Origin of the sequence: Desulfoplanes formicivorans, assembly GCF_001748225.1 — a bacterium.
GTDB lineage: Bacteria > Desulfobacterota > Desulfovibrionia > Desulfovibrionales > Desulfomicrobiaceae > Desulfoplanes > Desulfoplanes formicivorans.
Genome location: NZ_BDFE01000007.1, coordinates 46,386 through 73,101, shown reverse-complemented (window position 1 = coordinate 73,101; position 26,716 = coordinate 46,386). Strand labels below are relative to the sequence as shown.

At 56.6% G+C, this 26,716-nt stretch carries 26 protein-coding genes; 13 read left to right on the top strand and 13 right to left on the bottom strand.

What is annotated here, in order from left to right:
- Positions 1–28 precede the first annotated feature (28 nt).
- The 5 genes from DPF_RS02455 (at position 29) to DPF_RS02435 (ending at position 6,153) form a co-directional block, all read left to right on the top strand.
- The gene (locus DPF_RS02455; protein WP_069857283.1) at positions 29–622 is read left to right on the top strand and encodes a superoxide dismutase; all 594 of its coding nucleotides are present in this window, start codon (positions 29–31) and stop codon (positions 620–622) included.
- Between the two features lie 147 nt (positions 623–769).
- Positions 770–1,165 carry a cytochrome c3 family protein gene (locus DPF_RS02450; RefSeq protein WP_069857282.1) on the top strand — a complete coding sequence of 132 codons (396 nt, stop codon included), beginning with the start codon at positions 770–772 and terminating at the stop codon, positions 1,163–1,165.
- Positions 1,166–1,278: 113 nt separating this feature from the next.
- The gene (locus tag DPF_RS02445; protein ID WP_069857281.1) at positions 1,279–2,157 is read left to right on the top strand and encodes a hypothetical protein; all 879 of its coding nucleotides are present in this window, start codon (positions 1,279–1,281) and stop codon (positions 2,155–2,157) included.
- 249 nt (positions 2,158–2,406) lie between these two features.
- The gene (locus DPF_RS02440; protein WP_069857321.1) at positions 2,407–3,471 is read left to right on the top strand and encodes a hypothetical protein; all 1,065 of its coding nucleotides are present in this window, start codon (positions 2,407–2,409) and stop codon (positions 3,469–3,471) included.
- 3 nt (positions 3,472–3,474) lie between these two features.
- Positions 3,475–6,153 carry a cytochrome ubiquinol oxidase subunit I gene (locus DPF_RS02435; protein WP_069857280.1) on the top strand — a complete coding sequence of 893 codons (2,679 nt, stop codon included), beginning with the start codon at positions 3,475–3,477 and terminating at the stop codon, positions 6,151–6,153.
- 152 nt (positions 6,154–6,305) lie between these two features.
- Here DPF_RS02435 and DPF_RS13970 read toward each other — a convergent pair whose 3' ends face one another.
- The 7 genes from DPF_RS13970 to DPF_RS02405 form a co-directional block, all read right to left on the bottom strand.
- Positions 6,306–6,482 (bottom strand): hypothetical protein, encoded by a 177-nt coding sequence (locus tag DPF_RS13970; protein ID WP_176724141.1) that lies wholly within the window; start codon positions 6,480–6,482, stop codon positions 6,306–6,308.
- Between the two features lie 21 nt (positions 6,483–6,503).
- Positions 6,504–7,235, bottom strand: coding sequence for a DVU0298 family protein (locus DPF_RS02430; protein ID WP_069857320.1), 732 nt, complete (start codon positions 7,233–7,235; stop codon positions 6,504–6,506).
- Entirely contained in the window at positions 7,228–8,436 is a 1,209-nt protein-coding gene (locus tag DPF_RS02425) for an FprA family A-type flavoprotein (RefSeq protein ID WP_069857279.1), read from the bottom strand. The genes DPF_RS02430 and DPF_RS02425 overlap by 8 nt, the downstream gene beginning before the upstream one ends.
- 303 nt (positions 8,437–8,739) lie before the next feature.
- On the bottom strand, positions 8,740–8,901 hold the full coding sequence (gene rd, locus DPF_RS02420) for a rubredoxin (protein ID WP_069857278.1): 162 nt from the start codon (positions 8,899–8,901) through the stop codon (positions 8,740–8,742).
- A gap of 47 nt (positions 8,902–8,948) precedes the next feature.
- Positions 8,949–9,146, bottom strand: coding sequence for a rubredoxin (locus DPF_RS02415; RefSeq protein WP_069857277.1), 198 nt, complete (start codon positions 9,144–9,146; stop codon positions 8,949–8,951).
- Between the two features lie 54 nt (positions 9,147–9,200).
- Positions 9,201–9,776 (bottom strand): rubrerythrin, encoded by a 576-nt coding sequence (gene rbr, locus DPF_RS02410; RefSeq protein ID WP_069857276.1) that lies wholly within the window; start codon positions 9,774–9,776, stop codon positions 9,201–9,203.
- A 95-nt stretch (positions 9,777–9,871) separates the two neighbouring features.
- Positions 9,872–10,297 carry a Fur family transcriptional regulator gene (locus DPF_RS02405; protein ID WP_069857275.1) on the bottom strand — a complete coding sequence of 142 codons (426 nt, stop codon included), beginning with the start codon at positions 10,295–10,297 and terminating at the stop codon, positions 9,872–9,874.
- Positions 10,298–10,496: 199 nt separating this feature from the next.
- Here DPF_RS02405 and DPF_RS02400 point away from each other — a divergent pair, with 199 nt between their 5' ends.
- Entirely contained in the window at positions 10,497–10,952 is a 456-nt protein-coding gene (locus DPF_RS02400) for an Hsp20/alpha crystallin family protein (protein WP_069857274.1), read from the top strand.
- 70 nt (positions 10,953–11,022) lie between these two features.
- Entirely contained in the window at positions 11,023–11,871 is an 849-nt protein-coding gene (gene htpX, locus DPF_RS02395) for a zinc metalloprotease HtpX (protein WP_069857273.1), read from the top strand.
- 100 nt (positions 11,872–11,971) lie between these two features.
- Here htpX and glpK read toward each other — a convergent pair whose 3' ends face one another.
- The 6 genes from glpK to glpA form a co-directional block, all read right to left on the bottom strand.
- A complete protein-coding gene (gene glpK, locus DPF_RS02390; RefSeq protein ID WP_069857272.1) occupies positions 11,972–13,483 on the bottom strand; it encodes a glycerol kinase GlpK in 1,512 nt (503 codons plus the stop codon).
- Between the two features lie 139 nt (positions 13,484–13,622).
- Positions 13,623–14,546: a hypothetical protein gene (locus tag DPF_RS02385; protein WP_069857271.1), complete on the bottom strand. Its 924-nt coding sequence runs from the start codon at positions 14,544–14,546 to the stop codon at positions 13,623–13,625.
- A 225-nt stretch (positions 14,547–14,771) separates the two neighbouring features.
- Positions 14,772–15,575, bottom strand: coding sequence for a CoB--CoM heterodisulfide reductase iron-sulfur subunit B family protein (locus DPF_RS02380; protein ID WP_069857270.1), 804 nt, complete (start codon positions 15,573–15,575; stop codon positions 14,772–14,774).
- Positions 15,572–17,251 carry a 4Fe-4S dicluster domain-containing protein gene (locus DPF_RS02375; protein ID WP_069857269.1) on the bottom strand — a complete coding sequence of 560 codons (1,680 nt, stop codon included), beginning with the start codon at positions 17,249–17,251 and terminating at the stop codon, positions 15,572–15,574. Before DPF_RS02375 ends, DPF_RS02380 begins: the two co-directional genes overlap by 4 nt.
- Positions 17,239–18,546, bottom strand: coding sequence for a glycerol-3-phosphate dehydrogenase subunit GlpB (glpB, locus tag DPF_RS02370; protein WP_069857268.1), 1,308 nt, complete (start codon positions 18,544–18,546; stop codon positions 17,239–17,241). Before glpB ends, DPF_RS02375 begins: the two co-directional genes overlap by 13 nt.
- On the bottom strand, positions 18,543–20,117 hold the full coding sequence (gene glpA / locus DPF_RS02365; RefSeq protein ID WP_069857267.1) for an anaerobic glycerol-3-phosphate dehydrogenase subunit GlpA: 1,575 nt from the start codon (positions 20,115–20,117) through the stop codon (positions 18,543–18,545). The genes glpB and glpA overlap by 4 nt, the downstream gene beginning before the upstream one ends.
- 440 nt (positions 20,118–20,557) lie before the next feature.
- Between glpA and DPF_RS02360 the strand changes: the two genes are divergently transcribed.
- The 6 genes from DPF_RS02360 (at position 20,558) to DPF_RS02335 (ending at position 26,709) form a co-directional block, all read left to right on the top strand.
- The gene (locus DPF_RS02360) at positions 20,558–21,634 is read left to right on the top strand and encodes an ABC transporter ATP-binding protein (RefSeq protein WP_069857266.1); all 1,077 of its coding nucleotides are present in this window, start codon (positions 20,558–20,560) and stop codon (positions 21,632–21,634) included.
- Between the two features lie 18 nt (positions 21,635–21,652).
- Positions 21,653–22,759 carry an ABC transporter ATP-binding protein gene (locus DPF_RS02355; RefSeq protein ID WP_069857265.1) on the top strand — a complete coding sequence of 369 codons (1,107 nt, stop codon included), beginning with the start codon at positions 21,653–21,655 and terminating at the stop codon, positions 22,757–22,759.
- Positions 22,756–23,628 (top strand): carbohydrate ABC transporter permease, encoded by an 873-nt coding sequence (locus DPF_RS02350; RefSeq protein WP_069857264.1) that lies wholly within the window; start codon positions 22,756–22,758, stop codon positions 23,626–23,628. The genes DPF_RS02355 and DPF_RS02350 overlap by 4 nt, the downstream gene beginning before the upstream one ends.
- Positions 23,625–24,428 carry a carbohydrate ABC transporter permease gene (locus DPF_RS02345; RefSeq protein WP_069857263.1) on the top strand — a complete coding sequence of 268 codons (804 nt, stop codon included), beginning with the start codon at positions 23,625–23,627 and terminating at the stop codon, positions 24,426–24,428. Before DPF_RS02350 ends, DPF_RS02345 begins: the two co-directional genes overlap by 4 nt.
- A 149-nt stretch (positions 24,429–24,577) precedes the next feature.
- Positions 24,578–24,856: a DUF2160 domain-containing protein gene (locus DPF_RS02340; protein ID WP_231702113.1), complete on the top strand. Its 279-nt coding sequence runs from the start codon at positions 24,578–24,580 to the stop codon at positions 24,854–24,856.
- 98 nt (positions 24,857–24,954) lie between these two features.
- Positions 24,955–26,709 (top strand): ABC transporter substrate-binding protein, encoded by a 1,755-nt coding sequence (locus DPF_RS02335; protein ID WP_069857262.1) that lies wholly within the window; start codon positions 24,955–24,957, stop codon positions 26,707–26,709.
- Positions 26,710–26,716: the final 7 nt, after the last annotated feature.

Sequence of the window (26,716 nt, the reverse complement as noted above, 5' to 3'; positions counted from 1 at the left end):
TCTCACTTCAACCAGGAGGAGACCTCATATGGCCATCACACTTCCCGAACTTCCCTATGCAAAGGATGCTCTTGCCCCGGTTATCAGCGCCCAGACGTTGGAGTTTCATCACGGCAAGCACCATAATGCCTATGTGACCAATGCGAACAAACTGCTTGCGGGCACTGATCTCGAAGGTCAGGACATGGAATCCATCATCAAGAAGACCGCTGGGGACACATCCCGGGTCGGCATCTTCAACAACACGGCCCAGGCATTCAACCATTCGTTCTACTGGCAGTGCATGAAGCCCGGTGGAGGCGGTGCCCCGACCGGCCCCATTGCCGAGCGTATCAACGCGGCCTTTGGTTCCTACGAGGCTTTTGCCGAGCAATTCAAGACTGCCGGAGCAACCCAGTTCGGCAGCGGTTGGGCCTGGCTGGTTCAGGATGGCAGTGATCTGAAGATCATGAAGACCCCCAATGCGGATACGCCCCTGGCCCATGGTCTGAAGCCCCTGCTCACGGTGGATGTCTGGGAGCACGCCTATTACCTTGATTACCAGAATCGACGCCCCGACTACCTGGCCGCCTTTCTGGACAAGCTTGTCAATTGGGATTTTGTCAACGCCAACTTGAAATAGTGAAATCCGGCACTTGCCATTTTCCCCTCCGAAGACTACAGGCACGTTAAAGATAACGGCCATTCACTTTTTGCGAGAGGGTGAAACATCACGCTGTAACCGTTGCGTTTGTTCGTATTGCTATCGATGTGTTGGAGGTTAATTGTTATGAAAAAGTCTTTACTGGTCAGCCTGTTCAGCATGGCTCTGATCTGCATGTTTGCTGCGCCCAGTGTTTTTGCCATGGAGGCCCCGGCAGACATGTTGATTCAGGCTCCTGAAGGTGCCAAGGCCAAGAAAAAACCTGTCAATTTCTCACATGTCAAACATGCCGAGTTCAAATGTCAGGAATGCCATCACACCTGGGATGGCACAAGCCCCATCAAGAAATGTACTGATGCCGGTTGCCACGATATCGTGGCCGCAAAGGGCAAGGAAAAGAAAAACATCAAGTACTTTGAGACTGCCTATCACCAGACCTGTTACAAGGGTTGTCACAAGACCCTCAAGAAAGCCGGTAAGAAGACAGGCCCCACGGCCTGTGGTCAGTGTCACCCCAAATAAGATACTTGTTGCCGAGGTTGTACCCCTCTCGCAAATCCTTACCATAATGGCCGGGGATGGCGGGTCGGACCAAACGTGATCGCACGTCATGACAGGGCGGACAGGAGATGTCGATGCCGGTTGTTTTGCAACACGCTTCTCGATTCTTCGATAGCTGTCATGCCCGTTTCAATAATGTTCATGTTTGGTTCGGCCGCTCCCTGGCCCTTGTTTTTATCCTTTCCCTCATCCTCATCCAGACCAATGAGCTGGGGTTGCTCCCCCTGTTCCTGGCTTCCCACATCCCCACCAATCTGTTCCAGGCTGTCCACATCGTGTTCACCCTGGTCCTCATCGTTGAGATCATCGAAATGGTCTTTGTGCTCCCCAAGTCCTTTTCCCGGGCCGTGGGCAAGCAATTCGAAATATTCTGCCTGATCCTGCTTCGTCATGCGTTCAACGAACTGGTGCATTTTTCCGGAGTTCTGACACTGGCCGATCATGTTGATCCGGTGCTTCGGATCATGGCCGACGGTTTCGGGGCCCTGGTCATGTTTTTGCTGCTTGGGGTCTATTTTGCCGCCAGACGCCCGTTGCAAAGGTTCCGCGATCTCTCGTTTCTCGAGGGGTTCGTGGCCACCAAAAAACTGTTGGCTCTGGTCCTGTTCGGTTTTTTTCTGGGCGTGGGGGTCTTCAATGGCGTCTGTGTCGTGCGCGGCATCAGTCTGATCCCCTTCTTTCCCGCCTGCTATACGGCTCTCGTGTTCGCGGATATTTTCATTGTTCTCGTGGCCCAGCAGTATTTCACCTTTTTTCCCAGTGTCTTTCGCAATGCCGGACTGGCCGTGAGTACCACACTCATGCGCATCGGCCTGTCGGCTCCAGCCTATTATGATGTCCTACTGGGTATCGTGGCCATTTGTTTTGCCGTGGGCATTCAGCTGGCATGCTGTTTCTGGATCAGGTTCGTGGATCAGGGAAAGGACCGGCGCGACGTGGTCCGGGAAGCCTGACAAATATCCTCACTCACGCCCATGGGAAATATCCTCTGCACATCAGGAATTGTCTTTCCGGCATCATACTGTTGCAGCTTCACTGGCTCCAATGTTCAACGGTTCCGCAATCCTGTATGAAACACGGCCCGCACATCCCGGCTTCCTTTTTTGCGTAAATTTTCGGGCATTCTTGAACAATGAACCGGAATGCGCTACCTCATCCCCTTATTGGCGTTGTTGTGTGACCTTTAACCGGGAAGAATGATCATGGATCCTTCACAGCTCATTCCGGCGACCGACCCCATTTCCGTTCCCTGGATCTGGTTCGAGGCCCTGGGAATTCTGACCTTTGTCGTGCACCTTTTGTTCATGAATGCCATGTTCGGCGGAAGCATTATCGCCCTGGTCGTCAGGGAAAAAGGTCGTTCCCGAATGCACCCCGTGGCCCAGTCTCTTGCCTCAAAGCTTCCGACCCTGGTTGCGTTGACCGTGAATATGGGAGTGGCTCCACTACTTTTTATCCAGGTCATTTACGGAAATTTTCTGTACACAAGTACCATTCTCATGGCGGTGTATTGGCTTTCAATTGTTGTACTCGTCATTTTGGCTTATTACCTGTTGTACTACCATGCTTTCAAATACGATGTCCTGGCCAATAATCGGAAACTGGTCATGGCCATGGTCGTGGCGCTTTTCATGGTGGTCGCGTTCTTTTTCAGCAACGCCATGACCTTGATGATCGTTCCCCCTGCCTGGGAGGGGTATTTTTCCAATGTCTCGGGAACCTTGCTTAATCTGACCGATCCGACCCTCATTCCACGTTATCTGCACTTTGTGGTTGCAGCCATGGCCGTGGGGGGGCTGTTCGTGGCTCTTTTGGGGTACATGCAACGCCGCCAGAACAAGGACGGAGAACCGCAGATCACCATTGGTCTGCAATGGTTCACCTCCATGACCCTGGTTCAATTCGTCATTGGAACCTGGTTCCTCTTGAGCCTGAAGCGTGAAGTCATGCTCGCCTTTCTGGGCGACAACGGGTTCGCCACTGCCGTGTTTCTCGTGGCCCTGGCCGTGAGTCTGCTGGCCCTGTATGCCGGATTCACCCGCCGGATTCTTCTGGCCGCGGGATCAACTGTGGCATTGGTCTCGCTGATGGCCATTGTCCGCGCCCTGCTCCGGTGGGAGTATCTGGCTCCGTATTTTCATCCCTCCGATCTGACCCTGCAACCCCAGTATTCTCCCCTTGTCATGTTTATCCTTTTTCTGGTGGTCGGTCTCGGGGTTGTGGCCTACATGCTTCATCTCTATCTGTCCGCAGGCAAGGAGGATTGATCCATGGAATATCCCATTTGGCAATTGACAACCCTTGCAGGCGGTTTCTGGATCGCCCTGATCGCTGTCGTTCATGTATATGTGGCCCATTTTGCCGTGGGCGGTGGCCTGTTTCTGGTTCTCACCGAACATAAGGCCCGTCGGGAACATTCTCCGATCATGCTGGCCTATGTGAAGAAACACACCAGATTCTTCCTGCTTTTGAGCATGGTATTCGGCGGGTTGACCGGCGTCGGCATCTGGTTTTCCATTGCCCTGAGCAGCCCGCAGGCTACATCAACCCTGATTCACTCCTTTGTGTTCGGCTGGGCAACGGAATGGGTCTGTTTTCTGGGCGAGATCGTGGCCCTGCTCGTGTATTACTACGCCTTTGATCGGATGAAACCGCGGGATCACCTTCTTGTTGGCTGGCTCTATTTTGTGTTTGCCTGGCTCTCGTTGTTCTTTGTTACCGGGATCATCGATTTCATGCTTGCCCCGGGTAAATGGCTCGAAACCAGAAATTTCTGGCATGGGTTTTTCAATCCGGTATTCTGGCCGTCCGTGCTTTTCAGAACCTTTATGGCCTGTATTTTTGCCGGGCTGTTTGCTTTTATCACGGCGACGCGAATCAAGGACGATACAACCCGTCTGACCGTGGTTCGTTGCTGTTCCCTCTGGACGGTCCTTCCCTTTATCGGCGTCATTTTGTCGGGCTGGTGGTATGTGGCCAGCTTTCCCGAGTATGCCTACCAGATGGTGGTCTTCAAGATACAAAAGCTTGGCCTGTTTGTGCCGGGCTTTTTGGTCCTTGGCGGCGTGATCATGCTGGGCGGCCTGTTCATGGCCATCAGAATGCCCGCAACCATCAAGCGTCCCACCGCATTGGTGCTTCTGGCCATTGGATTGGGCTACATGGGATGTTTTGAGTTTTCCCGTGAAGCAGCCAGAAAACCCTATCTGATCAACGGATACATGTATTCCAATTCCATCTTGCCCGCAGCCGTGGATGATCTGAACACCGTTGGCGTGCTTTCAGTCGCCAAGTGGACATCCGTGGACAAGGTCACCCCGGAAAACGAGATGCAGGCGGGCCAGGAACTCTTCCAGCTCCAATGCGCTTCCTGCCACTCCATTGGCGGGCCCATGAACGATATTCTTCCCCTGACCGAAAAGTTCTCGGTTTTCGGCCTCGACTCCCAGCTCAACGGGCAGGGCAAACTGGTCAGGTATATGCCTCCCTTTGTGGGTACCCCGCAGGAGCGAAAGGCTCTGGCAACCTATGTCATCAACGGGCTGCATCAGGGCAATCCCCATCTGAACGATGGACCGGCTCAAAAGCCCGCCCAGCTGGCCACCGAAGTGCCGGACAAGGTCAATGACGAGTATGTGCTTCTGGCCTGGAACAACCTGGGCATGCACTGCATCTCCGACAGTGATCCGTATTGGATCCTGCTTCCTCCGGCCAATGATATCCATGCCCAGCTCATCAGACGGGGGGATTCACCAGAAGTGGTTACCGAGGGGGTTGAACTTGCCTATGAGGTCGAGCCCGGTTTTGAAAATCCTGCCGGTCATGTCCGGTTCTGGGAATTCGCCCAGTCCCTGTTCGGCCTGGATGCACCTTTGCCGGTTAATGTGGGGGTTTCCGGCAACAGGGTCGCAGGGGTGATGAAACCGAGTGCGGATGGAAGCGGATTTGAAGCCACACTGGTTCCGGTTGTCCCTTATGCCGATGACGGATCCTTCAATCCCTATCCCCTGTTTACCATTACGGCCAGAGACAGGGAAACGGGTGAGATTCTGGCCACAACGCGCTGCGTGGCCCCCACGTCCACGGAAATGGGATGCAAGAACTGCCATGGGGGAACCTGGCGCGTTGCCGGGGTGGCCGGATTTACGGATGCAACCTCAGCCGACATTCTGGCCGTGCATGATCGGATCAACAAGACAACCCTGCTCAAGGATGCCCTCAAGGGAAAGCCGCGTCTGTGCCAAAGCTGTCACAAGGATCCTGTTCTTGGGGCCAAGGGCAAGGAAGGGGTGATCAGTTTTCCGGCGGCCATTCATGGATGGCATGCCAACTACCTGACCAACCGGGATGAAACAGCCTGTTTTCGGTGTCATCCAGCCAAAAATACCGGAGCCACCGGATGTTTGCGCGGGGTGCATGCCGGCATTGGACTGACCTGCATTAGCTGTCACGGCACCCTGGAGGATCACGCCCTGAGCCTCTTGAAATATGAGGATCAGCGGGGCATCAAGAGCGCATCCCGCCTGATGGCCGATCTGCAACCGCGGGTGGTCGATTCCAAAGAGGCCATCAATCCCCGAAATCCCTGGCTGGGCGAGCCCGATTGTCTGAACTGCCATGTTGATTTTGAACCCCCGGCGTCCAGGGACGTGTCGGGATTCAATGCCTGGACCTCGGGTGCGGCCGAGCTTTTCAGAGTGCGTACCGACGACATGGGCGTCAGGTGCCAAGCCTGTCACGGTTCTACCCATGCCAATTATCCGGCCACCAATATCTATGGCCGGGATCGGGACAATATTCCTCCCCTGCAGTATCAGGGAAATGCATTGCCCATCGGGGCCAACAGGCAATGCGGTGTCTGTCATACCGAGTCCATGGAAGACATGGACGGCCACCACTACGGGATGGCCTCGACTTTTCGGAATATGAGTCTCATGAAAACACCCTGAACAGGACGTTTTTTCGTTTTGGATGTCGGTACACGGCCGCAATGGCGTCGTCCTGGTTTGCCTTCCGGCCCGGGGTTGCCTGCTTTCACGAACGACAAAGGCCCCCAGTGCTTGCAAGCACTGGGGGCCTTTGTCGTTCGTGGAGGTTCTTGTTATTGTTTTTTGTCAGAGGTCGGATCAAGGGCCTTTTTGAGCTTGTCCCTGGATTCGTATTTCCTGCTCAAATAGCCGCATACCGGGCATTGTATCCAGTGACGGGAATCAGTGGCGGATACTTTGCACGGAGTCGCACACATGGGACAGGCAACCATTGGTGCTTCCTCGGTCATGATCGTTCCTCCTTGCTGTTGTTACAGGGTTTTCGGCGTTGTTTCGAGCCCCCTGCGGGCCAGTTGGCCAATGGTCACGCTCTGGAGTTTGCGATCCATGTAGACGTCAATCTGTCGGGGATCATCCGTAAAGCGGGCAATGACGCTTCGGGCGTTGATGTCGTTGATAAAGCCAAGGGCTCTGATGGCCAGACCGATGATTTCAGGATCGTCTTCCCGTTGAAGCTGCTTGACCAGCAGGGGAAGGGCCTTGGGGGCCAGATCAGGCCGCTGTTGGAGCAGGCGACCAATGCCCCAGAAGGCACCCCTGCGCAGAGGCATGTGTTCGAGGAAGCTGTCCGGCTTGCCATCCCGATCAAAGATGTAGTGCATGAGCACAGGGTGGAACTCGTTGGCCAGTTTGGGCACGTTGGCCATGATCTCCCCCATGGCTTCGGGCGCTCCCCATCCAATGCCACCGGATTCGTCGTTCAGGTTCCAGATGAACCGACGCATGACCACACGGGCCCGTTCCGGAGCCTGGTCCGTAAGGGTGATCATGACTCTGCCAAAGCCGGTGATGGCGTGCCAGCGGATCAGGGGATCGCTGTTGCACAATGCCGAAAACAACGGGCCAATGACCTTTTCCGAAGGATAGGCGTCCAGTTCGGCAAGGCGTTCTTCCCAGTTCCCGCTTCCGAGAATAGCAAAGACCGCTTTTTTGACCGTGCGTCCGGAAAGGGGGCGCGAAGGGCTCGGGGATGTTTTATGCATGGGCAGCAAGTTTTTCCTTGATGGCCTTGGCCACGCTGCGGCCGAGTTCACGACAGCTGGCAAGGTCTTCGTGGGTGGGACGGTTTCTGACGCGAATGCCTTCGCCAACCATTTCGATCTTGGCCGATTCCATGAGTTCTGTGAGATGTTTCACGGACTCACCGCTCCAGCCGTAGGACCCGAAAGCGGCTCCCACGCGATTCATGGGGCGCAGTCCCTTCATGTAGGTCAGAAAGTCGGCCACCAATGGCAATATACCGTTGTTGTGGGTGGGCGATCCGCAGATCACGGCCGTGGCATCAGCCAGTTCGCCCATGACCTGACTGTGATGGTAGGCCTTGAGGTGCATGAGTCTGTAACTGACACCTTCATCATTGAGCCCCTCGCCAATGGCCTTGGCCATCTTTTCCGTACTGTGCCACATGGTGTCGTAGACAATGACCGCCTTGTTGCCGGTGACCTGACGGCTGTACCGATCGTAGGCCTGGAGAATTTTGTCCACATGGGAACGCCAGATAATGCCGTGATCCGGAGCGATCATGTCGATTTCCCAGCCGGATTTGCCCAGATTGTCAAAAACCTTGCGGACCTGGGGGGAGTAGGGGAGGACGATGTTGGCATAGTAGAAGCTGGCTTCGTCCATGAGGGCGTCGATGTCCACCTCGTCGTCGAATCGTTCCACTGTGGCGAGGTTTTGTCCAAAGGCGTCCTGGGAGATGAGCAGTTTGTCCTCGAGAATATAGGAAAACATGGAATCCGGCCAGTGGACCATGCGGGTTTCCAGGAACGTGACGGTTTTTTTGCCCAGAGAGATGGAGTCCCCGGTACCCACGACCTCATAGGGCCATGTTTCATCGTGGAAGAGTTCCAGCAGGGCTTTTTTACCCATCTTGGAGCAGAACAGCTTTTCGGGTTTGGCCTGTTCCATGATCCAGGGCAGGGCGCCTGAATGATCGGGTTCCATGTGATTGGCCACAATGTAGTCGATGTCCTCCAGTTTCACCAGACTGCGGATCTGATGGTAGAGGTCCATCTTGAATTCTTCCTTGACCGTATCAAAAAGGGTGATCTTGTCATCGATCACCAGGTAGGCGTTGTAGGTGGTGCCCTTGGGTGCGGTGGAATAACCATGGAAATCATGATCGTTCCAGTCGATGGCTCCGACCCAGTATACATTGTCCTTGATTTGAACGACAGCCATATGAACTCCGAATGGTTCGGGGTTGAGGGGTGGGTTTCGTGTTCAGAAGAGGGGCCAATAGGTTCGCCTTCTGCAAGCTGCTGCCTTGCAGGGTGCTTCCTCATCCGGGGGGAACATGTGTAATCCCTTGGACGGGATGAAGCAGCAACCAGCACCAAAAAACGTTCTTTCACCGCACAAAGCGCAAAGGAACGCAGAGGTCTCGCCTCAAACCCTGAACGTGCAACCTGATACCCTGAAATGAATGGTATTTATTGGTCCTTCCCCCGCAATCCTACGGGGGAAGGGCGTTTTGATGTTCTTTTATGCTTCCAGGGCGAACGCGTCCTTGTCTGCGCCACACACCGGACAGACCCAATCTTCGGGAAGATCGGCAAAAGCGGTCCCAGGAGCGATATCGCTATCAGGATCACCTTCGGCAGGATCGTAAACGTAACCGCAAACAGTGCATATATACTTTTCCATGATCTTGCTTCTCCTTAAAGGGTGAAATGAAAGAAGAGGGGTTCACCCTACCCCACTGAGCCCGGACCGGCAAGAGGGCGGAAGGCTTTTTTCGAGGCGCCGCAAATGGGGCATTTCCAGTCGTCAGGAAGGTCCTCGAATGCGGTACCCTTGGGAATCTTGCCCTTGCGGTCGCCCCGGTCGGGGTCGTATACATAGCCACAATTAACGGTCTGACACCTGTACATTTCTTCAGGATGAGCCATGGTTGCCTCTCTCTTCGGCAAGGTTGACATGATACATGCGGGCCAAAGGGAGTGCTACCAGTTTTCTCCAAGGAGTTCGAAGTACTTCTGCTCGTGATCGCAGGCGGGACACTTGGCCGGGGGCTCGGTGGCCTCGATGATGAAGCCGCAATTGATGCATCTCCAGACAACTTTTTCCTCCCGTTTGAACACCCGGCCCTGCCTGATGTTTTCCACGAGATCCAGGAACCGTTTTTCGTGCTGCTTTTCGGCAACAGCGATGCTGCGCATGGCAGCGGCAATCACGGGGAACCCTTCTTCCTGGGCAATGTCGGCAAATTCGGGATACATGCTCTCGTGTTCATGGTGTTCGCCACTGGCAGCGGCCACGAGATTTTCCTCGGTGGTCCCGATCACTCCGCAAGGATAGGCGGCCTGGATTTCCACATCTCCGCCTTCCATGAACTTGAACAGCCTTTTGGCGTGTTCCTTTTCCTGAAGAGCGGTTTCGGCAAAGATCTGAGAGATCTGGACATACCCTTCTTTTTTGGCCTGGCTGGCAAAATAGTCATAACGGTTGCGAGCCTGGGATTCTCCGGCAAAAGCAGTCAACAGATTCTTTTCAGTACGTGTTCCCTTGATCGATTTCATGTGATTCTCCATAAGCTTGTTTGGTACATTGAAAATGACATTAACCTACAACAATAACCAGAAAACGGGACGGGGCAAGAGGGCAAGCCGACATATCATGAGATGCCCCGGGGCGCATTGGGCACGCTCTTGGGCTGGCACTGCGGACAGATCCCGTAAAAAAAGGTTGTTTGACCGAGGATGGTGAAATCGGACATCATGCGTGTCTGATCCACGGGGTTGTCCTTGACGTTGAACACATCCCCAACAGCGCCGCAATGGATGCACACCACGTGGTGGTGGGGGCTTGTGTCTGCATCAAACCGCTTCTGCCCGCCGGGGGCCCGAATGATCTGGATGTGGCCATCGGCGTTCAGGACTTCAAGGTTGCGATACACGGTGCCCAAACTGATTTTGGGAAGATCCTTGCGGACCATGTCGTACACCTCATCTGCTGTGGGATGAGAGGTGACGGCCCGCAATTTTTCCAGAATGATCTGGCGCTGTTTGGTCAGCCGACGAGCTGGGGATGGGGTGTTCATGGATTGACCTCGTAGTTGTTATCAATAATTATTACTTTTATGAAATTTGATTGAAAGTCAAGTCTTTTTCTGCAGGTTGGTGAAAACAGGTTGGCACCGTTGACACGATCTCCCAAATGGTTAAACAATTCCAGACCTGTTGTTGGCTTTGAGACAGATGTGGCCGGCTGATACACCCCAACGGAGAGGAGACTGCCTGATGGCCAAGTTCACGCGGAACCCCTGGCTCGAGATCCAGGCCATGAAGGACGAAATCGGCAGAATGATGGAGGAAGTTCACGACGATGATCCTTCCTTTTATCCTGCCCGGGAACGTCAGGCCCACTTCAAGCCGGTGGCTGATGTTTATGAAACTCGTGACAGCTATGTCATTGAGGTGGAGCTCGCCGGTTTGGAAAGGGATGCCGTGAGTATCGAAGTCATTGGCCATGAACTGGTCATCTACGGTGAGCGTCGACATGAAAAGGATGTGGGAGGAAGCGCCTATCATGTTCTGGAACGTTCCTACGGTCCTTTTGCCAGACGATTCGATCTCCCCCATGATGCAGATACCTCGGCCATCAAGGCCGTCATGCAACAGGGGATTGTGAGTGTGACCCTGCCCAAGCATGTCGCGAAACAGGACGGCAGGCGGATCCAGGTTCAGGACGGGTAGGGTAATCGGTGTCATCAGGTTGTAGGTTTGTTAGCTGGGTGAATGAAAGAACATTATTGGAGGGATCAGCTTGAGTTCTCAATTGCGAACCGGAGTGCTTTTGGCCGTTCTTACCGCCTTGATCATTCTGTTTGGGCGTTTTCTGGGGGGACAAACCGGAATGGTGGTGGCCTTCCTCATTGCCGTGGTCATGAATGTGGGCAGTTACTGGTACTCGGACAAGATCGTTCTCTCCATGTACCGGGCCGTGGATCTGTCCCCTTCGGATGCCCCCATGATCCATTCCATTGTCGAGGAACTTGCCCAACGGGCCGGGTTGCCCAAACCCAGGGTGGTCCTGGTTCCCGAGAACACCCCCAATGCCTTTGCCACGGGACGTGATCCCAAGCACGCGGTGGTGGCCGTGACCCAGGGTCTTTTGCAGACGCTGTCGCCCGAAGAGATCAAGGGTGTTCTGGCCCATGAAATGGGGCATGTGAAGAATCGCGATATCCTTATCCAGTCCGTGGCCGCCACCCTGGCCGGGGCCATCATGATCGTGGCCAACATGGTCAAGTGGGCCACCCTGTTCGGATTCGGTAGCCGTGATGACGAGGAAGGTGGCAGCCCCCTGGTTGCCTTTGTCTTTGCCCTGATCGCCCCCATTGCGGCCTCCCTTATTCAGATGGCCATTTCCCGGTCCAGGGAATTTCTGGCCGATGAGACAGGGGCCCGCCTGGCTGGCAATCCCCATTATCTGGCCAATGCCCTGGAAAAGCTTGATGCCTATAGCCGGAGCATGCCTTTGCAGCACGGCAATCCGGCCACCGAGAATATGTTTATTGTCAATCCCTTTGCGGGCATGTCCGTTGCCAGACTTTTCAGCACCCATCCCCCCACCGAGGAAAGGGTCCGGCGTCTTCGGAACATGGCCCCATAGGCCAGGAGAAGGTCGGCCTTCAAAGGCAAACGCCCGTCAGGATGATGTCCTGCCGGGCGTTTTTTTGTTGAAGTCATACGGTGTGGATTGGGAGATATCTTTATGCCTCCCAGTCCAGGGTCCTGGCCACGGCCTTTTGCCAGCCCTGGTAGCCCTTGTCCCGAACCTCCTGGAGCATGTCGGGGTACCAGGTGATGTCCTCTTCCCAATTGTTGTACAGATCCTCCCGACCGGACCAGTAGCCGCTGGCAATGCCTGCAGCATAGGCGGCGCCCAGGCAGGTGGTTTCCGCAACCTTGGGTCGGACCACGGGCACGTCAAGGATATTGGCCTGGAATTGCATGAGCAGGTTGTTGTGGACCATGCCTCCGTCGGCCTTGAGTTTGGTGAGCTTGACTCCGGAATCCTTGTTCATGGCCTCCACGATGTCCCTGGTCTGGTAGGCCGTGGCTTCCAGGGCCGCCCGGGCAATATGGTTCTTGTTGATGTAACGGGTCAGCCCCACCATGACTCCCCGGGCGTCAGGCCGCCAATACGGGGCAAAAAGTCCGGAAAATGCGGGCACAATATACATACCGCCGGTATCCTCCACCTGACGGGCCAGCTCCTCCACCTGGGGAGCGGAATCAAACATGTTCAGATTGTCCCGCAGCCATTGGACCAGGGCGCCGGCAATGGCAATGGATCCTTCCAGGCAGTATGAGGGTTTGCGTCCGCTGAACTGGTAGGCCAGGGTGGTGATCAGTCCGTGTCGGGAGACCATGGGCTTGTGCCCGGTATGCATGAGGAGAAAGCAGCCCGTCCCATAGGTGTTTTTGGCTTCACCCGGGGCAAAACAGGTCTGGCCGACCAGAGCGGCCTGCTGGTCGCCCACGGCTCCGCAGACCGGAATGCGAGCTCCAAAGGGCCCGTCCTCGCAGGTTGGGCCCCAGGTGGCCTCGTCGGAAGACGGAACAATGCGCGGAAGGCCCTGATCGGGAATGTCCAAGACGGACAAAATGTCCTCATCCCAAGTCAGGGTGTGCAGATTCATGAGCATGGTCCGGCTGGCGTTGGTCACGTCGGTCACATGGGCTCCCCCCCTGGGACCGCCGGTGAGCCACCAGATGATCCAGGTTTCAATGGTTCCGAACATGGCGTCTCCCTGTTGGGCCGCATTGCGGGCCTCGGGGATATTGTCCAGAATCCATTTGATCTTGGGGCCTGAAAAATAGGTGGCAACAGGCAGGCCGGTTATGTCCCGAAAACGGTCCTGTCCTCCCTCGGCCATGAGTTGTTTGCATATTTCATGGGTTCGGGTGCATTGCCAGACAATGGCGTTGTAAAAGGGTTTGCCGGTGTGGCGATCCCAGACAACCGTTGTTTCACGCTGGTTGGTGATGCCCACGGCCTGGAGCTGGTTGCCCCTGATGCCGGATTTGGCCAGGGCGCCGGCAATGACCTCCTGGGTATTTTTCCATATCTCCAGGGGATCGTGTTCCACCCAGCCCGGGCGGGGATAGATCTGTCTGTGCTCCTTCTGGTCCATGCCCACGATACGGCCGTGCTTGTCAAAGATGATGAACCGGCTGCTGGTGGTTCCCTGGTCGATGGCGCCAATGTAGGTTGCCATGTTTGCTCCTTGGTTGGGGTGTAGGTCCAGGGACGGAAAATTCGGTTGGTGTGCCACAATGGATAGGAGACATTGCCCCAAGATTCAAGGGGGCAGGCTCTTTCCCCGGGTTCTCCCTGGTGAAGGATCCGAGACGGTGTCAGGTAAAAGGCAGGGTCAGGGGCTGTTCCAGGGGGTCTTGCCGGATCTGGTCCACAAGGGCCTGGCGGATAGCACCCCGAACCCGGTTCCATTGCATGTGTCTGCCCGGGTGAAGGCGGTCCAGGACACGGTCCATTTCAAGGGGCCAGAAGGCTTCCTGAGCCACCGGAGTTCTGATGCCGCCGGTAAAGGCAAAACTCAGGCGGGTGAGTTCCGTTTTGGACATGCCCAGTTCCTGTGCGACCCGGGGGAAGACGTGTTTACCCACACTTGTGTGATGGTCATAGACCCACCAGGGCCAGTCCGCAGGCTCGGACAGGTGGGCGGGTTGAGCCCTGGACGGCAGCCCGGTGTAGGATGTCAGGGCGAGGAATCCTCCAATAAGGGCCATGGTCCGGTCTCCTTCCATGCCGCCTTTGATGGCGAACCGATCCATGCATGTCCGGGCAATGTCCCTGGCCTCAGGGTTTTCAAGGGTGGTTGCCTTGTCCAGAATGGCCCTGGCTACGGCTTCGTCCCCATGGGCGTTCCGATAGGCGATCATGCGTACCAGGGAATGCCAGCGGCGTTTGAAGGGTTCCTGATCCGGTCCAGCATACCTTCCCCGGCCATGGAGATCCAGAAGAACGAGCAGGGCATAGGTGGAATGATCCTTGACCGAGAGGCACAGGGTTTCCAGAAAGTCATGCACGTCTGTTTTGACAGATGCCCGACGACACGGGTCCTTGTGGTCTGGAACCCTGCCCGCGTACTGCCAGACTTCCTCAATGGCCAGAATGGGCAGGCGCCACATAAGCCAGCTTTTGTCCATGTCCCACAAGATGGCAAAGGCGGCCCGGAACATGCCCACATGGGATCTTCGGATTGCCTTTTGGATGGCCGAGCGTGCGGCCCATTGTTTGCGGTTGGCGGATTGTTTCACGTCTGGGGAGATGATTGGATGGATGCTAGGAAGGTTCGGGGGGCAACCCCGTTCCTCCGGGGAAACGGTAACTGCGTGGCAAGGGGTGATCTGGATGACGGATAGAGAACAAAAAAATGTCATCCGGGATCAGGATCCCGGATCAATACCAATATCAATCAGCTATCAATCAGCAATATCGGTTCCGGGTCACGTCCCCGCGTGCGCGCACTGCGTACTTTTTCCCTATGCCAACCTCAATGCCTTTTCCATCAGCTGCGTGAACAATACCGCTTTGGGTGCCGTGTGCAGGGGGTCGTCTGGAGGCAGTTTGTCCCGTTCCTGTTCAAATTGCATCTGGCAATAGGTGCAGGCCGTTGCCATGATCTGGGCTTTGGAAGCGCGGACGTTTTCAAGTTTCTTGCGCATGAGCGCCGTGGAAACCACATCATCGCGGCCACGAAGGGGGTAGCCGCAGCATTCCAGGCGCAGATCCCAGTCCACGGTGGAGGCACCAAGGGCCTGGATGATCCGTTCGAAAAGGGTTGGGGCAAAGGGATCGTCGAATCCGGTCACCGTGCTCGGGCGCAGGGCGTGGCACCCGTAGTGACAGGCAACGGTCAGGTCCGTCAACGGATGCACCACCAGTTGGCCCAATCGTTTGATGCCGACGTCCTTGTCCAGGACGGTGAGCAGGTGCCTGACCTGGACATTTTTCGCCGGTTGCAGACCCTCTTCAGCCAATTTGGTCGCAACAAGATCGTAGAGTCGTTGATCTCGTGCCAGGCGTTCCTGGGCGTGCTTGAGGTTGCCAAAGCAGCATTTGCACGGGGTCATGATGGGGAGGTTCTCGCGTTCGGCCAGGGCCAGGTTGCGCGCGGCCGCATACATGGACGCCTCGAAGCTGCGGTGCCTGAGGGGCCATCCGCAGCAGGAAAATTCAATATCGGTCAGACCGATATCAAGGGCTGCACACACGTTTTTCACCGACTTTCCGTATGCGGGAAGATGATAGGGAATCTTGCAACCCGGGAAATAGGCGTAGTTCATGATACTTCCTCGTGGCTGGGATGTTGAAAACGCCGGTGCCTGAGACGGGTCGAGGCGATATTGCGCAGTTCATAGAGGATGTCGGCCACAGGGATATTCTGGGGGCAATATTCCTGACACTTGTAGCAGGTGGTACAGCTCCAGACCATGCGCGCGGCCATGGTTTCTTCCTTGAGGCCCATGCGCAGCAGGTTCATGATCTGCTGGGGGGTCAGATCCAGATCCCTGGTGGGATTTTCGCTTACAGCGACCACAGGGCAGACACTGGTACATGTGGTGCACTGGATGCAGGACCAGAAGGAGGCCCTGCGGTCGGCCAGACCCTCGCCTGCCGGAGTGCTGGTGATACCGGCTTCCTGGGAGCTGAAGGCCCTGGCCCAGGTGGCTGGCGGAAATTTTCGGATATCAGTGTTGGGACCTCCCCGCCCTTGCTGGTGCAATTTCCTGGTGGATTCCATCCACAACCGCTGCAGATCAATGCCTGCCGGGCAGATGGTTGTGCAGCGCATGCACTGGGTGCAGATGCGGCTTCCTTCCACCAGGGTTTCCAGAGCGTGGTTGTCCAGGGGTTTGCCCAGGGTCAGGTTGCGCAGGGAAATGAGCTTTTCCGAAGGCAGGATGTCCGGGTTGCCCAGCATGACAAAGGCCGGACGAACGCTGCAGTGCAGGCTGCACTCTCCGCAACGGGTACAGGCGTCCAGCCCCAGTCCGTTGGCCATGTTTCCCCGGGGGAGTGCCTTGTCGGGGGCGACGCTGTCTTGACGTCCTTCCCGCATGACAAGGTTGGCCGGGGTGGCCAGCACATGGAACCATTTGCCAAAGGGGAGCAGGGCCAGGCCCGCAAGACAGAGCAGGACATGGGCGTACCAGAAGATCCGATCCCCTCCAATGCTGTTGAGAAAACCGGCCATGGGGCGCAGGGCTCGAGCCAGGGGCAGGGAGACAAAGGCCGAGGTCATGGGCGCGTGGCAGGTGGCGCAGCTGTCTTCGTGAATGCCCCGACCTGCCTCAAGGACCGCCGGATCAAGGCTGATCGGTGCAGGCGCCACCAGGCCGAACTCCCTGACCCACAGGGTTTGCAGCGCACGATGTTCTTCCTGGTCGAGTCCTGCATATTCCTCGACCATCCGTTCGAACACGGCCGGGGAGATGATTTTGCCTGCTTCCAGCAAAAAACCGGACAGACAGATGGCCGCCACAAGGACCAGCAGTCCCCAATCCTGAATCCGGGACAGGGCGCGCAGATTGCTGTTGGCAATGCGCCGCCCTCCGGCCAGTACTACACCCGCAAGGACCATGAGCCCGAAGAGATTGCGCAGCCATTGCCAGGGGTTGAGGGTCGGCTGGTAGTCGTCGAATAGGGAGAGGGTAATCTGGTCGTCCAATGCGTGAAAAAGGAGCAGGCCCATGAACCCGTAGAAGATGAGCATGTGCATGACCCAGCGCACAGGGTTGGTCCGGGCGGTACGCCCAAGAAGCAGGATGTCCTGTAAAAAGGTCAGGGCTTTGGTGACCATGCCCCGGCCAAGAGACCATTGTTTCTTCTTCCCGGCATGGTGTGCGCGCAACTGCCAGGGGGCAAGCCATGATCGCGAAAACCATCCCCGTACACGCCAGATGGTGCCCATGAGGCAGATGAGGCCTGCAATGCGTACGCCCGTGTTCAGGAAATCCATGGGTTTCCTTGTGCCTTGTTGTGCTCGCAGATATGGGCCACCGCCTGAAAGGCCGTAGCCAGGGCCAGACCGGCCCCGCATTTCATGCGCATCCAGTCGTGGTGAGCCAGGATGGCTCCTGCAGCAAAAAGACGCGGGTGAATGGGCCGGGCAGAGCTGTCGGTGGGATGCATGGCTGCATCGGTTTCCAGGCCGCACCGGTTGATGGGGTGGCCCTGGGGGTGCAAAAAGGTCTGGTTGTGCCAGGCTGTTCGGGGACCGGGCTGGGTGACCGGGAGGTCAAATACCGTTTCCCGGACCGTTGTCCGGTCGGCCTTCAGTCCCTTGCCCAGGAAACGGCCGGTGGCCAGGAGGGCAAAACGGGCCTGCACCGTGATTTCCGGTCGCGATTTGCCCAGGTGAAAGACAAAGGGCTCGTTGGGACCTGCAGGAACGTGCGCATCAAGGGCCATTTTCTGGGAAAAGGTGCACACGTTTTTGGCAGGCAGACCCCGGTCAAAGGCCTGACGCAGCCTAGTGCCTGCAATGGAAGGGGGCAGGGTGGGAATCTCAAAAATGGTTTTTCCGGTGAGCGCCTGGAGATGTTGGATGATGCGTGTGGGTTCGGTAAGGCCCAGAATGGCCGGAAAACCGATGTACCTGGTGTCATGGCCCAGGGCGAGAATCCGTTTGGCCAATTGTTCACGCAGGGCGGCATCATTCATCATCCACGCCAGATGTTCAGGGTAGAGTTCCCCGGCGCATCCGGGAAATTCGATGGTGGCCGTGCGCAGCCCGGGCCAGTTCGTGCCCTGGTTTTCCACCATCTGCCTGCCGCTGAATCCCTTGAGACCGTCAAAATCCACAATCAATGTGGGCGCCTTGGCTTCCAGGGCCAGGACTCCCTGCCAGGCTGATACAGGAACCTTGTGGGTCGGCTTGACCGTGCCCAGAGGAGTGAGAATCCGGACATTGGTTTCTGCGCGACCCGTGTAGGGCAGGCCCTGTTGGGCCAGGAAATGGCAGAATTCCTCAATGGCCTGGCGGGTATGCTCGTGACTCACCCGTGCGTAGGGATGGGTGGGCATATCTTCAATGAGTGCCTGGCGCGCTGCCCAGGGGTCGTCCCAGTAGACCCCCTTTTCCACGGGGTGGACCCCCATGAGATCAATAAGCCCGGTGCTGAAATCAATGCCCCCGGTGGACCCGCACAGGGCCACCTTCAGTCCCCGATTGGCCGCGAACAGGGCCGCGGCCATACCGGCAAATCCCGAGCCCATAACCATGAGGTCACAGGTCTGCGTGTCCTTGATCATTGGTCCCTGTCCTGTTCTTTTGCCTGAAGCTCAAGGTCGAGCATGCCGCAGTACAAGGCCTCCTGCAGTTCGGCCTGCATCAGGGGAAGATCCCAGAGAATGGGGGCAAACCCCTTCCAGCGGCCCTCGATGAAATGGGTCAGTTCCCTGATTCCCCGGTTGCCCGTGACGTGTCCCTGGTCATACAGGTGGCCGGTGATGCGCAGACCGCAGAACCCTCCCTGGCAGGGGCCCTTGCCCACCCGGCTGCGCAGTCCCATGGCCGTGAGCATGGACCTGCCGCGCATGGTGTCCATGTTGCTGATGATCTGGTCGATTCCCTGGCGGGAGACCATCTCGCATTCACATAGAATCAGATCATTGTCGGCCTTGTGCCTGATCCATGATCTGGGAGCGTATCCCGGTTCTGTCCAGTGTCCCCGGCTGGATGCGGGAAGGGGGGTGGTTCGTGTGGCGCAGGGCGTGGTGATGCCGAGTTTCCGGCAGACCATGTCGGCTGTTTTCTCGGCCATGAGCCGGTAGGTGGTCAGTTTGCCCCCTGTGATGGATACGAAATTGTCCACACCGTTTTCCTGGTGATCAATGAGGGAAAATCCCCTGCTCAGGCTCCGGCCGTCCGCGCCTTTCCCCGTAAAGACCAGAGGCCGGACACCGGCATAGGCCCTGATGTACCGGGTTGTTTCCAGCACGGGAATCATGGCCGTGGCATTGTCGATCATCCTGTCGGTTTCCTCGATGGTCGGTCGGTACATGTCGGGATCATCAATGCGGACCGAGGTGGTTCCAAGTACGGAAACCGTGCCTCCGGGCACCAGGATGTCCGCATCAGAGGCCTTGCGCAGGCGGTTGATGACCCGTTTGGCCAGCCGGTCCTGAGTGACCAGAAGGCTGCCTTTGGAATAGAGAATATGGATTTCGGCTCCGGCCATGGCCGCAATGGTTCCGGCCCAGGCCCCGGCCGCATTGACCACCATCTCGGCCTCAATGTGAAACTCTTTTCCGGTGGTTTCGTTGGTGAGGCACACCCGGCGGATGGCCTGGCTGGAGATGTCAAATCCGGTGACCCGGGCGTTGCGGATGACCTTGCAGCCCAGGGACATGGCGTGGGCCAGATTGTCCAGGGAGAGCATGAACGGATCAATGGCCCCGTCTTCCACCTCAAAGGCCGCAATGATATCCTTGGACAGACAGGGTTCCCATTCCCGGGCCTGGTCCGGAGTGATTTCGGTGCAGGGAATATGGCACTTGCGGCACATGTGGGGAAAACGGGCCACATAGTTTTCGTCGTCCCCGGCCACGGCCACGAAGAGTCCGCCCGTGTTCTCAATGCATTGGGGAGCCATGTTTTTGAGGATCTCTCCTTCTTCCCGACACTCCATGGCGGCTTCACGGTCCGCGGCCACATACCGTGCTCCACTATGGAGCAAACCGTGATTGCCGCCGGAAGCGCCTGCATTGATGTCCTGTTTTTCGACCACAAGGCAGGAAACGCCCCGCAGGGAAAGGTCCCGGGCCAGACCGGTTCCCGTGGCGCCACCACCGATGATCAGTACCTGGGTTTGGATGGGCATGGGTAATGGGGGTTGGAGGTGAGACAACTGTCCTGGACATAAACATACCTGGCAAGGACTGGTCGTCGGCAGGCAATGACCGGGCCATGACAAAGCACAGGGTCCCGGAGACCTCCCGACACGCAACGCTGGCAAAATCTTATGCCATGCCTGTCATGCAACGGTTGGCGTGGAACATGATTGATGCGTGCGGCAGGGGCTTTGGCGCGTCACGGATTTTTTTGCCACTGCGTGACTGGTAGCAAAACACTTTGGATTTGTGGAGATTTTTTTTGCATGTTCTTTGATGCCTGGCTGCAAGCCTTGGGGGCGTCTGGTGGATTACCTCGGGAGAATATGCAGAAGATTTTCATCACCCCCATTGATTTATCCGTCAGGCAATGCTACCGAAATGTATACGTCACATCCGATTCCACTGTCCGCAGAACAGCGAGGTATGCATGGGACTTGAGCTGGCCAAGGTTGATAAATTCGTGGCAGGGGAGATGCATCTCAAGGACATTGATCTGACCCTTGAGTCAGGCTCCAGATACGTGATCCTGGGGCGAACACTGGCTGGCAAAACCTCCCTGCTGCGGATCATGGCCGGCCTGGACAAACCCTCCTCGGGCAAGGTGATCATGGATGGTCAGGATGTCACCGGGGTGTCGGTGCGCAAGCGCGACGTGGGCATGGTCTACCAGCAATTCATCAATTATCCCTCCCTGAACATTTACAAAAATATCGCTTCCCCCCTGAAGAATACCTCCATGAGCAGAGCCCAGATCGATGAGCGGGTCCGGGCCATTGCCGACATGCTCCACCTGACCCCCCTGCTTCATCGTCTTCCCGAGGAACTCAGCGGGGGGCAGCAGCAGCGTACGGCCATCGCCCGTGCCCTGGCCAAGGATACCCGGCTTCTGCTCCTGGATGAACCCCTGGTGAATCTGGACTACAAGTTGCGGGAGGAATTGCGGGACGAACTGCTGCGCATTTTTGCTCAGCGCGAGTCCATTGTGGTGTACACGACCACCGAGCCTTCCGAGGCCCTCATGCTGGGGGGGAATGTCGTTATCATGCACGAAGGACGTGTCCTGCAGGTCGGTCCCACATCAACGATCTATCGTCATCCTGCGACCATGCAGGTGGCTGAGGTGTTCAGTGATCCCCCCATCAATTTTGTCCGGGCCGAGGTCAATGGAACCACCGCCCATCTGCGCATCAATATCGATTTTCCCCTGACCGGACATCTCAAAGGGCTGGCTCCGGGCGTTTACCAGTTCGGCATCCGGCCGCATCATTTCAGCCTGCATCCCCATTCCCAACAGGACGTGAAAATATGTTCCCGGGTGGAACTGAGCGAAATCAATGGCTCAGAGACCTTCCTGCATTTTCATTACCGCAATCGGTCCTTGGTCATGCAGGCCCAGGGCGTTCATTCCCGGGGGGTGGGCGAAAATATATGCGTGTATGTCAGGCCCCAATATTTTTATGTTTTTGATGAACAGGGGAAGCTGGTTCTTTCCCCGGAACACTAGAGGCTCCCAGAGGATTCCATGGCCCAGATCAAGCTCGATTCCATTGCCCACAGTTACCGGGACAACCCGGCCGGACCCGAGGATTACGCCATCAAGGAGGTCAACACCGTCTGGGAGGATGGCGGGGCCTATGCCCTGCTCGGCGCTTCGGGATGCGGCAAGACCACCATGCTCAATCTCATTTCCGGGCTGCTTACTCCCAGCCAGGGGCGGATCCTGTACGATGGGAGGGATGTGACCGGACTTCCCCCGGAAAAGCGGAACATTGCCCAGGTTTTTCAGTTCCCGGTGTTGTACGACACCATGACCGTGTTTGATAACCTGGCGTTCCCCCTGAAAAACCGGGGCAAGGATCGTCCCTTCATTACCAGGCGGGTTCACGAAATCGCCGATGCCCTTGATCTGACGCCCTTTTTGCACAAACGGGCCAGTGGTCTGGCTGCTGACGCCAAGCAGAAGATTTCCCTTGGGCGGGGGCTGGTGCGCGACGACGTGGCGGCCATCCTGTTTGACGAACCCCTTACGGTTATTGACCCCCATCTCAAATGGCAGTTGCGGCGTAAACTCAAGGAGATCCACAAGCAGTTCGGCCTGACCCTCATCTATGTGACCCACGATCAGACCGAGGCCATGACCTTTGCCGAAAAGGTCGTCCTCATGTACGATGGCCGGCTGGTTCAGATCGGCACCCCTGAGGAGCTTTTCGAGAATCCGGCTCATACCTTTGTGGGCTATTTCATTGGAAGTCCGGGCATGAATTTTGTGGACTGCAGGGTGGAAGGCGACAGGGCCGTTGTTTCGGCAGGTTCTCTGACCCTTCCCGCTCCTCTGGCCGCAAGGGCCAGGGGGTTGAAGGGGACCCTGCAGCTGGGCATCCGGCCCCTGTATCTCGATCTTGCATCCGCCCCCTGCGACAACGGAATCAAGGCCCGGGTCGTGAGCATGGAAGACGAGGGCAGCAGCAGGATCGTCACCCTTGAGGCGGGTGCGGACATGCTCAAGTCACGGCGTGTTGAAGGGGCCCATGTTCCTCCCGTGGGCGCGGATTGCTGGATCTGTTTTCCCCCTGACAAGACCAAGCTCTTTTGTGATGACAAGCTCATAGACGTGGAGGTGGGTTCATGACCAAATGGGAAAGCAACAAGGCCTGGTTCCTGATTCTGCCGGTCTTTGCCGTTGTGGCCTTCAGTGCCATCATTCCTCTCATGACCGTGGTCAACTATTCGGTTCAGGACATCTTCGGACCCGGGCAGGCCTATTTCGTGGGCACGGAATGGTACAGGGAAATGCTTCATAACAGCCGGCTGCACGAGGCCTTGCTCAGGCAGATCATTTTTTCCTTTACCGTTTTGGGGATCGAGCTGGTTCTCGGGATCGGTATTTCCCTGACCCTGCCCAAAAAGGGGTGGGGTGCTTCCTTCTGCCTGGTGGTCCTGGCCCTGCCCCTGCTCATCCCGTGGAACGTGGTGGGAACCACCTGGGTGGTGTTTGCCCGCCCGGATATCGGCCTGGCCGGGGTGTTTTTGAACTGGCTGGGTATTGATTACAATTTCACGGCCGACGCCCTGGACAGCTGGCTCACCGTGGTGGTCATGGAGGTCTGGCACTGGACCCCCCTTGTCATTCTTCTTTGCTATGCCGGGCTGCAGGCCATTCCCGAGGCCTATTACCAGGCCGCTCGTATTGATGGTGCATCCAAGTGGGCGGTATTCCGGTATATCCAGCTTCCCAAGCTGCGAGGGGTCCTGCTCATTGCCGTGCTCCTGCGGTTCATGGACAGCTTCATGATCTACACCGAACCCTTTGTGCTCACCGGCGGTGGCCCGGGCAATTCCACCACCTTTCTCAGCCAGTACCTGACCAAGATGGCCCTGGGCCAGTTTGATATCGGCCCGGCCGCGGCCTTTTCCCTGATGTACTTTTTGATCATCCTGCTGTTTTGTTTCGTGTTCTATACGGCCATGATGCATATGGGACAGGGAGATGCACAATGAAAATCAATGTGAAACTTGTAGCCCTGACGACCTATCTCGTGTTCCTGGTGTTGCCCCTGTACTGGCTGCTGAACATGTCCTTCAAGACCACCGACGAAATTCTCGGGGCCTTCAATCTGATCCCCGAGCATTTCACCCTGGCCAACTATGCCATGATCTTTACCGATCCTTCCTGGTACATGGGGTATGTCAATTCCATCAAGTACGTGGTCATGAACACGGTCATCTCCCTTTCCGTGGCCCTGCCCGCGGCCTACGGGTTTTCCAGATACTCGTTTGTCGGGGACAAGCACATGTTCTTCTGGCTGCTGACCAACAGGATGTCTCCTCCTGCCGTGTTTTTGCTGCCTTTTTTCCAGTTTTACCAGACGGTCGGCCTGTTTGATACCCACATTGCCGTGGCCCTGGCCCATTGTCTGTTCAACGTGCCCCTGGCCGTGTGGATCCTGGAAGGATTCATGTCCGGGGTGCCCCGCGAGATCGACGAGACCGCGTTCATTGACGGGTACGGGTTTGGCCGGTTTTTCCTGACCATATTCATCCCCCTGATCAAGGCGGGCATCGGGGTGACCGCGTTCTTCTGCTTCATGTTCAGCTGGGTTGAACTGCTTCTTGCAAGGACGTTGACCACGGTCAATGCCAAGCCCATTGCCGCCATCATGACCCGGACCATCAGCGCTTCGGGCATGGACTGGGGCGGACTGGCCGCTGCAGCCGTGTTGACCCTGATTCCGGGAACCATCGTCATCTGGTTCGTGCGCAATTACATGGCCAAGGGGTTTGCCATGGGGCGGGTATAGTATCTGGAAACGCAGGTATGCACTGCGGTTTCAAAATCCCTTGCGCTTCGTATCTGGGTACGTTTTGACCCACATACACGGTCGATTGTGTTGGGGGTGTTGATCGGTTTAACGGGTGATGTGAATGAAATGATTTGGGGGTGGTGACCATGAACATGCAATGGATGGCCTGGACGCCGGTAACGGCCTGGTTTTTCGTCTGTATAGGTTTGATACTCGTGACCATGACTTTTTGGCAGGTGTTGTGCCCCACGGTGCCGCGCAAGGGTTTTTTGCCCATGGTCACCACCCGGGGGGACCGGCTGTTCATCGGTCTTCTGGGAAGTGCCTACATCCATCTGGCCTGGATCGGGCTGGCATCCGCTCCCCTGTACATGGCCACGCTCATCTCCGTCTGTTTTCTCGGGTTGGTCATCTGGAAGGGATAACAGAATCTGTTTCCCCGGCTGCTTTGGCAAACAGACGGTTGCATACCGTGTCAGAGGTGTTGACGTTGCATCTGAACATTTTACCAATGGAGGAGAGCATGAAGTCAAACCTGTCGAAATGGCTGTACCCCATGGCGGTTGTCCTGACCTGTATCGCCCTTGCGGGGATGGCCGGTGTCGGGATGGCCGCTGATGATCCGTATGTGGCCGCTGCCAAAAAATGGGTGGACCAGGAATTCCAGCCGTCCAGTCTGACCAAGGCCGAACAGATGAAGGAAATGGAATGGTTCATTCAGGCATCCAAGCCCTTCCGGGGCATGGACATCAAGGTTGTTTCGGAAACCATTACCACTCACGAGTACGAGTCCAAGGTCCTGGCCAAGGCCTTTGCCGAGATTACCGGGATCAATGTCACCCATGATCTGATTGGAGAAGGTGACGTTATCGAGAAAATCCAGACCCAGATGCAGTCGGGCAAGAATATCTACGATGGATACATCAACGATTCCGATCTCATCGGGACCCACATGCGTTACGGTTTCGTGCTTCCCCTGTCGGATTTCATGGTGGGCAAGGGCAAGGATGTGACCCTGCCCACCCTTGATCTTGATGATTTCATCGGCAAGTCCTTTACCACGGGTCCTGACGGCAAGCTGTACCAGCTTCCTGACCAGCAGTTCGCCAATCTGTACTGGTTCCGCTATGACTGGTTTCAGCGTCCTGATCTGAAAAAGAAATTCAAGGAGATCTACGGATACGAGCTGGGCGTACCGGTCAACTGGTCCGCCTATGAAGACATTGCCGAATTCTTTACCGACAAGGTCAAGACCATTGATGGCGTGCGCGTTTACGGGCACATGGATTACGGCAAAAAGAGTCCTGATCTGGGATGGCGATTCACTGACGCCTGGCTGTCCATGGCGGGTGCCGGGGACAAGGGGTTGCCCAATGGCAAGCCTGTTGACGAATGGGGCATGCGTGTTGACGGCTGTCGTCCCGTTGGAACCAGTGTTGAGCGCGGAGGGGCTGCCAATGGTCCGGCTGCAGTCTATTCCCTGACCAAGTACATGCAGTGGCTCCAGAAGTACGCCCCGCCCGAGGCGCTGGGCATGACCTTTTACGAGTCCGGTCCGGTTCCTTCCCAGGGGAACGTGGCCCAGCAGATCTTCTGGTACACCGCGTTTACCGCGGACATGGTCAAGCCCGGGATTCCCGTTGTGGATGAAAAGGGACTGCCCAAGTGGCGCATGGCACCCTCTCCCCATGGTCCGTACTGGGAAGAAGGCATGAAACTGGGATATCAGGACTGTGGTTCCTGGACCTTTCTCAAGTCAACGCCTGAGGCCCGCATGAAGGCCGCCTGGCTGTACGCCCAGTTTTGCGTAGCCAAGACAACCTCTTTGAAAAAGACTCTTGTGGGACTGACTCCCATCCGGGAATCCGACCTGATGACCGAGGCCATGACCAGGGAAGCCCCCAAACTGGGTGGTCTGGTGGAATTTTATCGCAGCCCGGCCCGGGTGGCCTGGACCCCCACGGGAACCAATATTCCGGATTATCCCAAATTGGCCCAGCTCTGGTGGCAGAACATCGGGGAAACCCTGTCGGGCGAGGTGACGCCTCAGGAGGCCATGGATAACCTGGCTGCGAGCATGGATAAGGTGCTTGCGCGTCTGGAACGTGCCCAGGTCCAGGGGGAGTGCGGACCCAAGCTCAATCCCCGCAAAAGCGCTGCATACTGGCTGAGCCAGCCCGGCGCCCCCAAGGCCAAACTGGCCAACGAAAAACCACGGGGAGAAACCGTGGATTATGACAAGCTCCTTCAGGCCTGGCGTGAAGGTCGGGTCAGATAGACGTTTC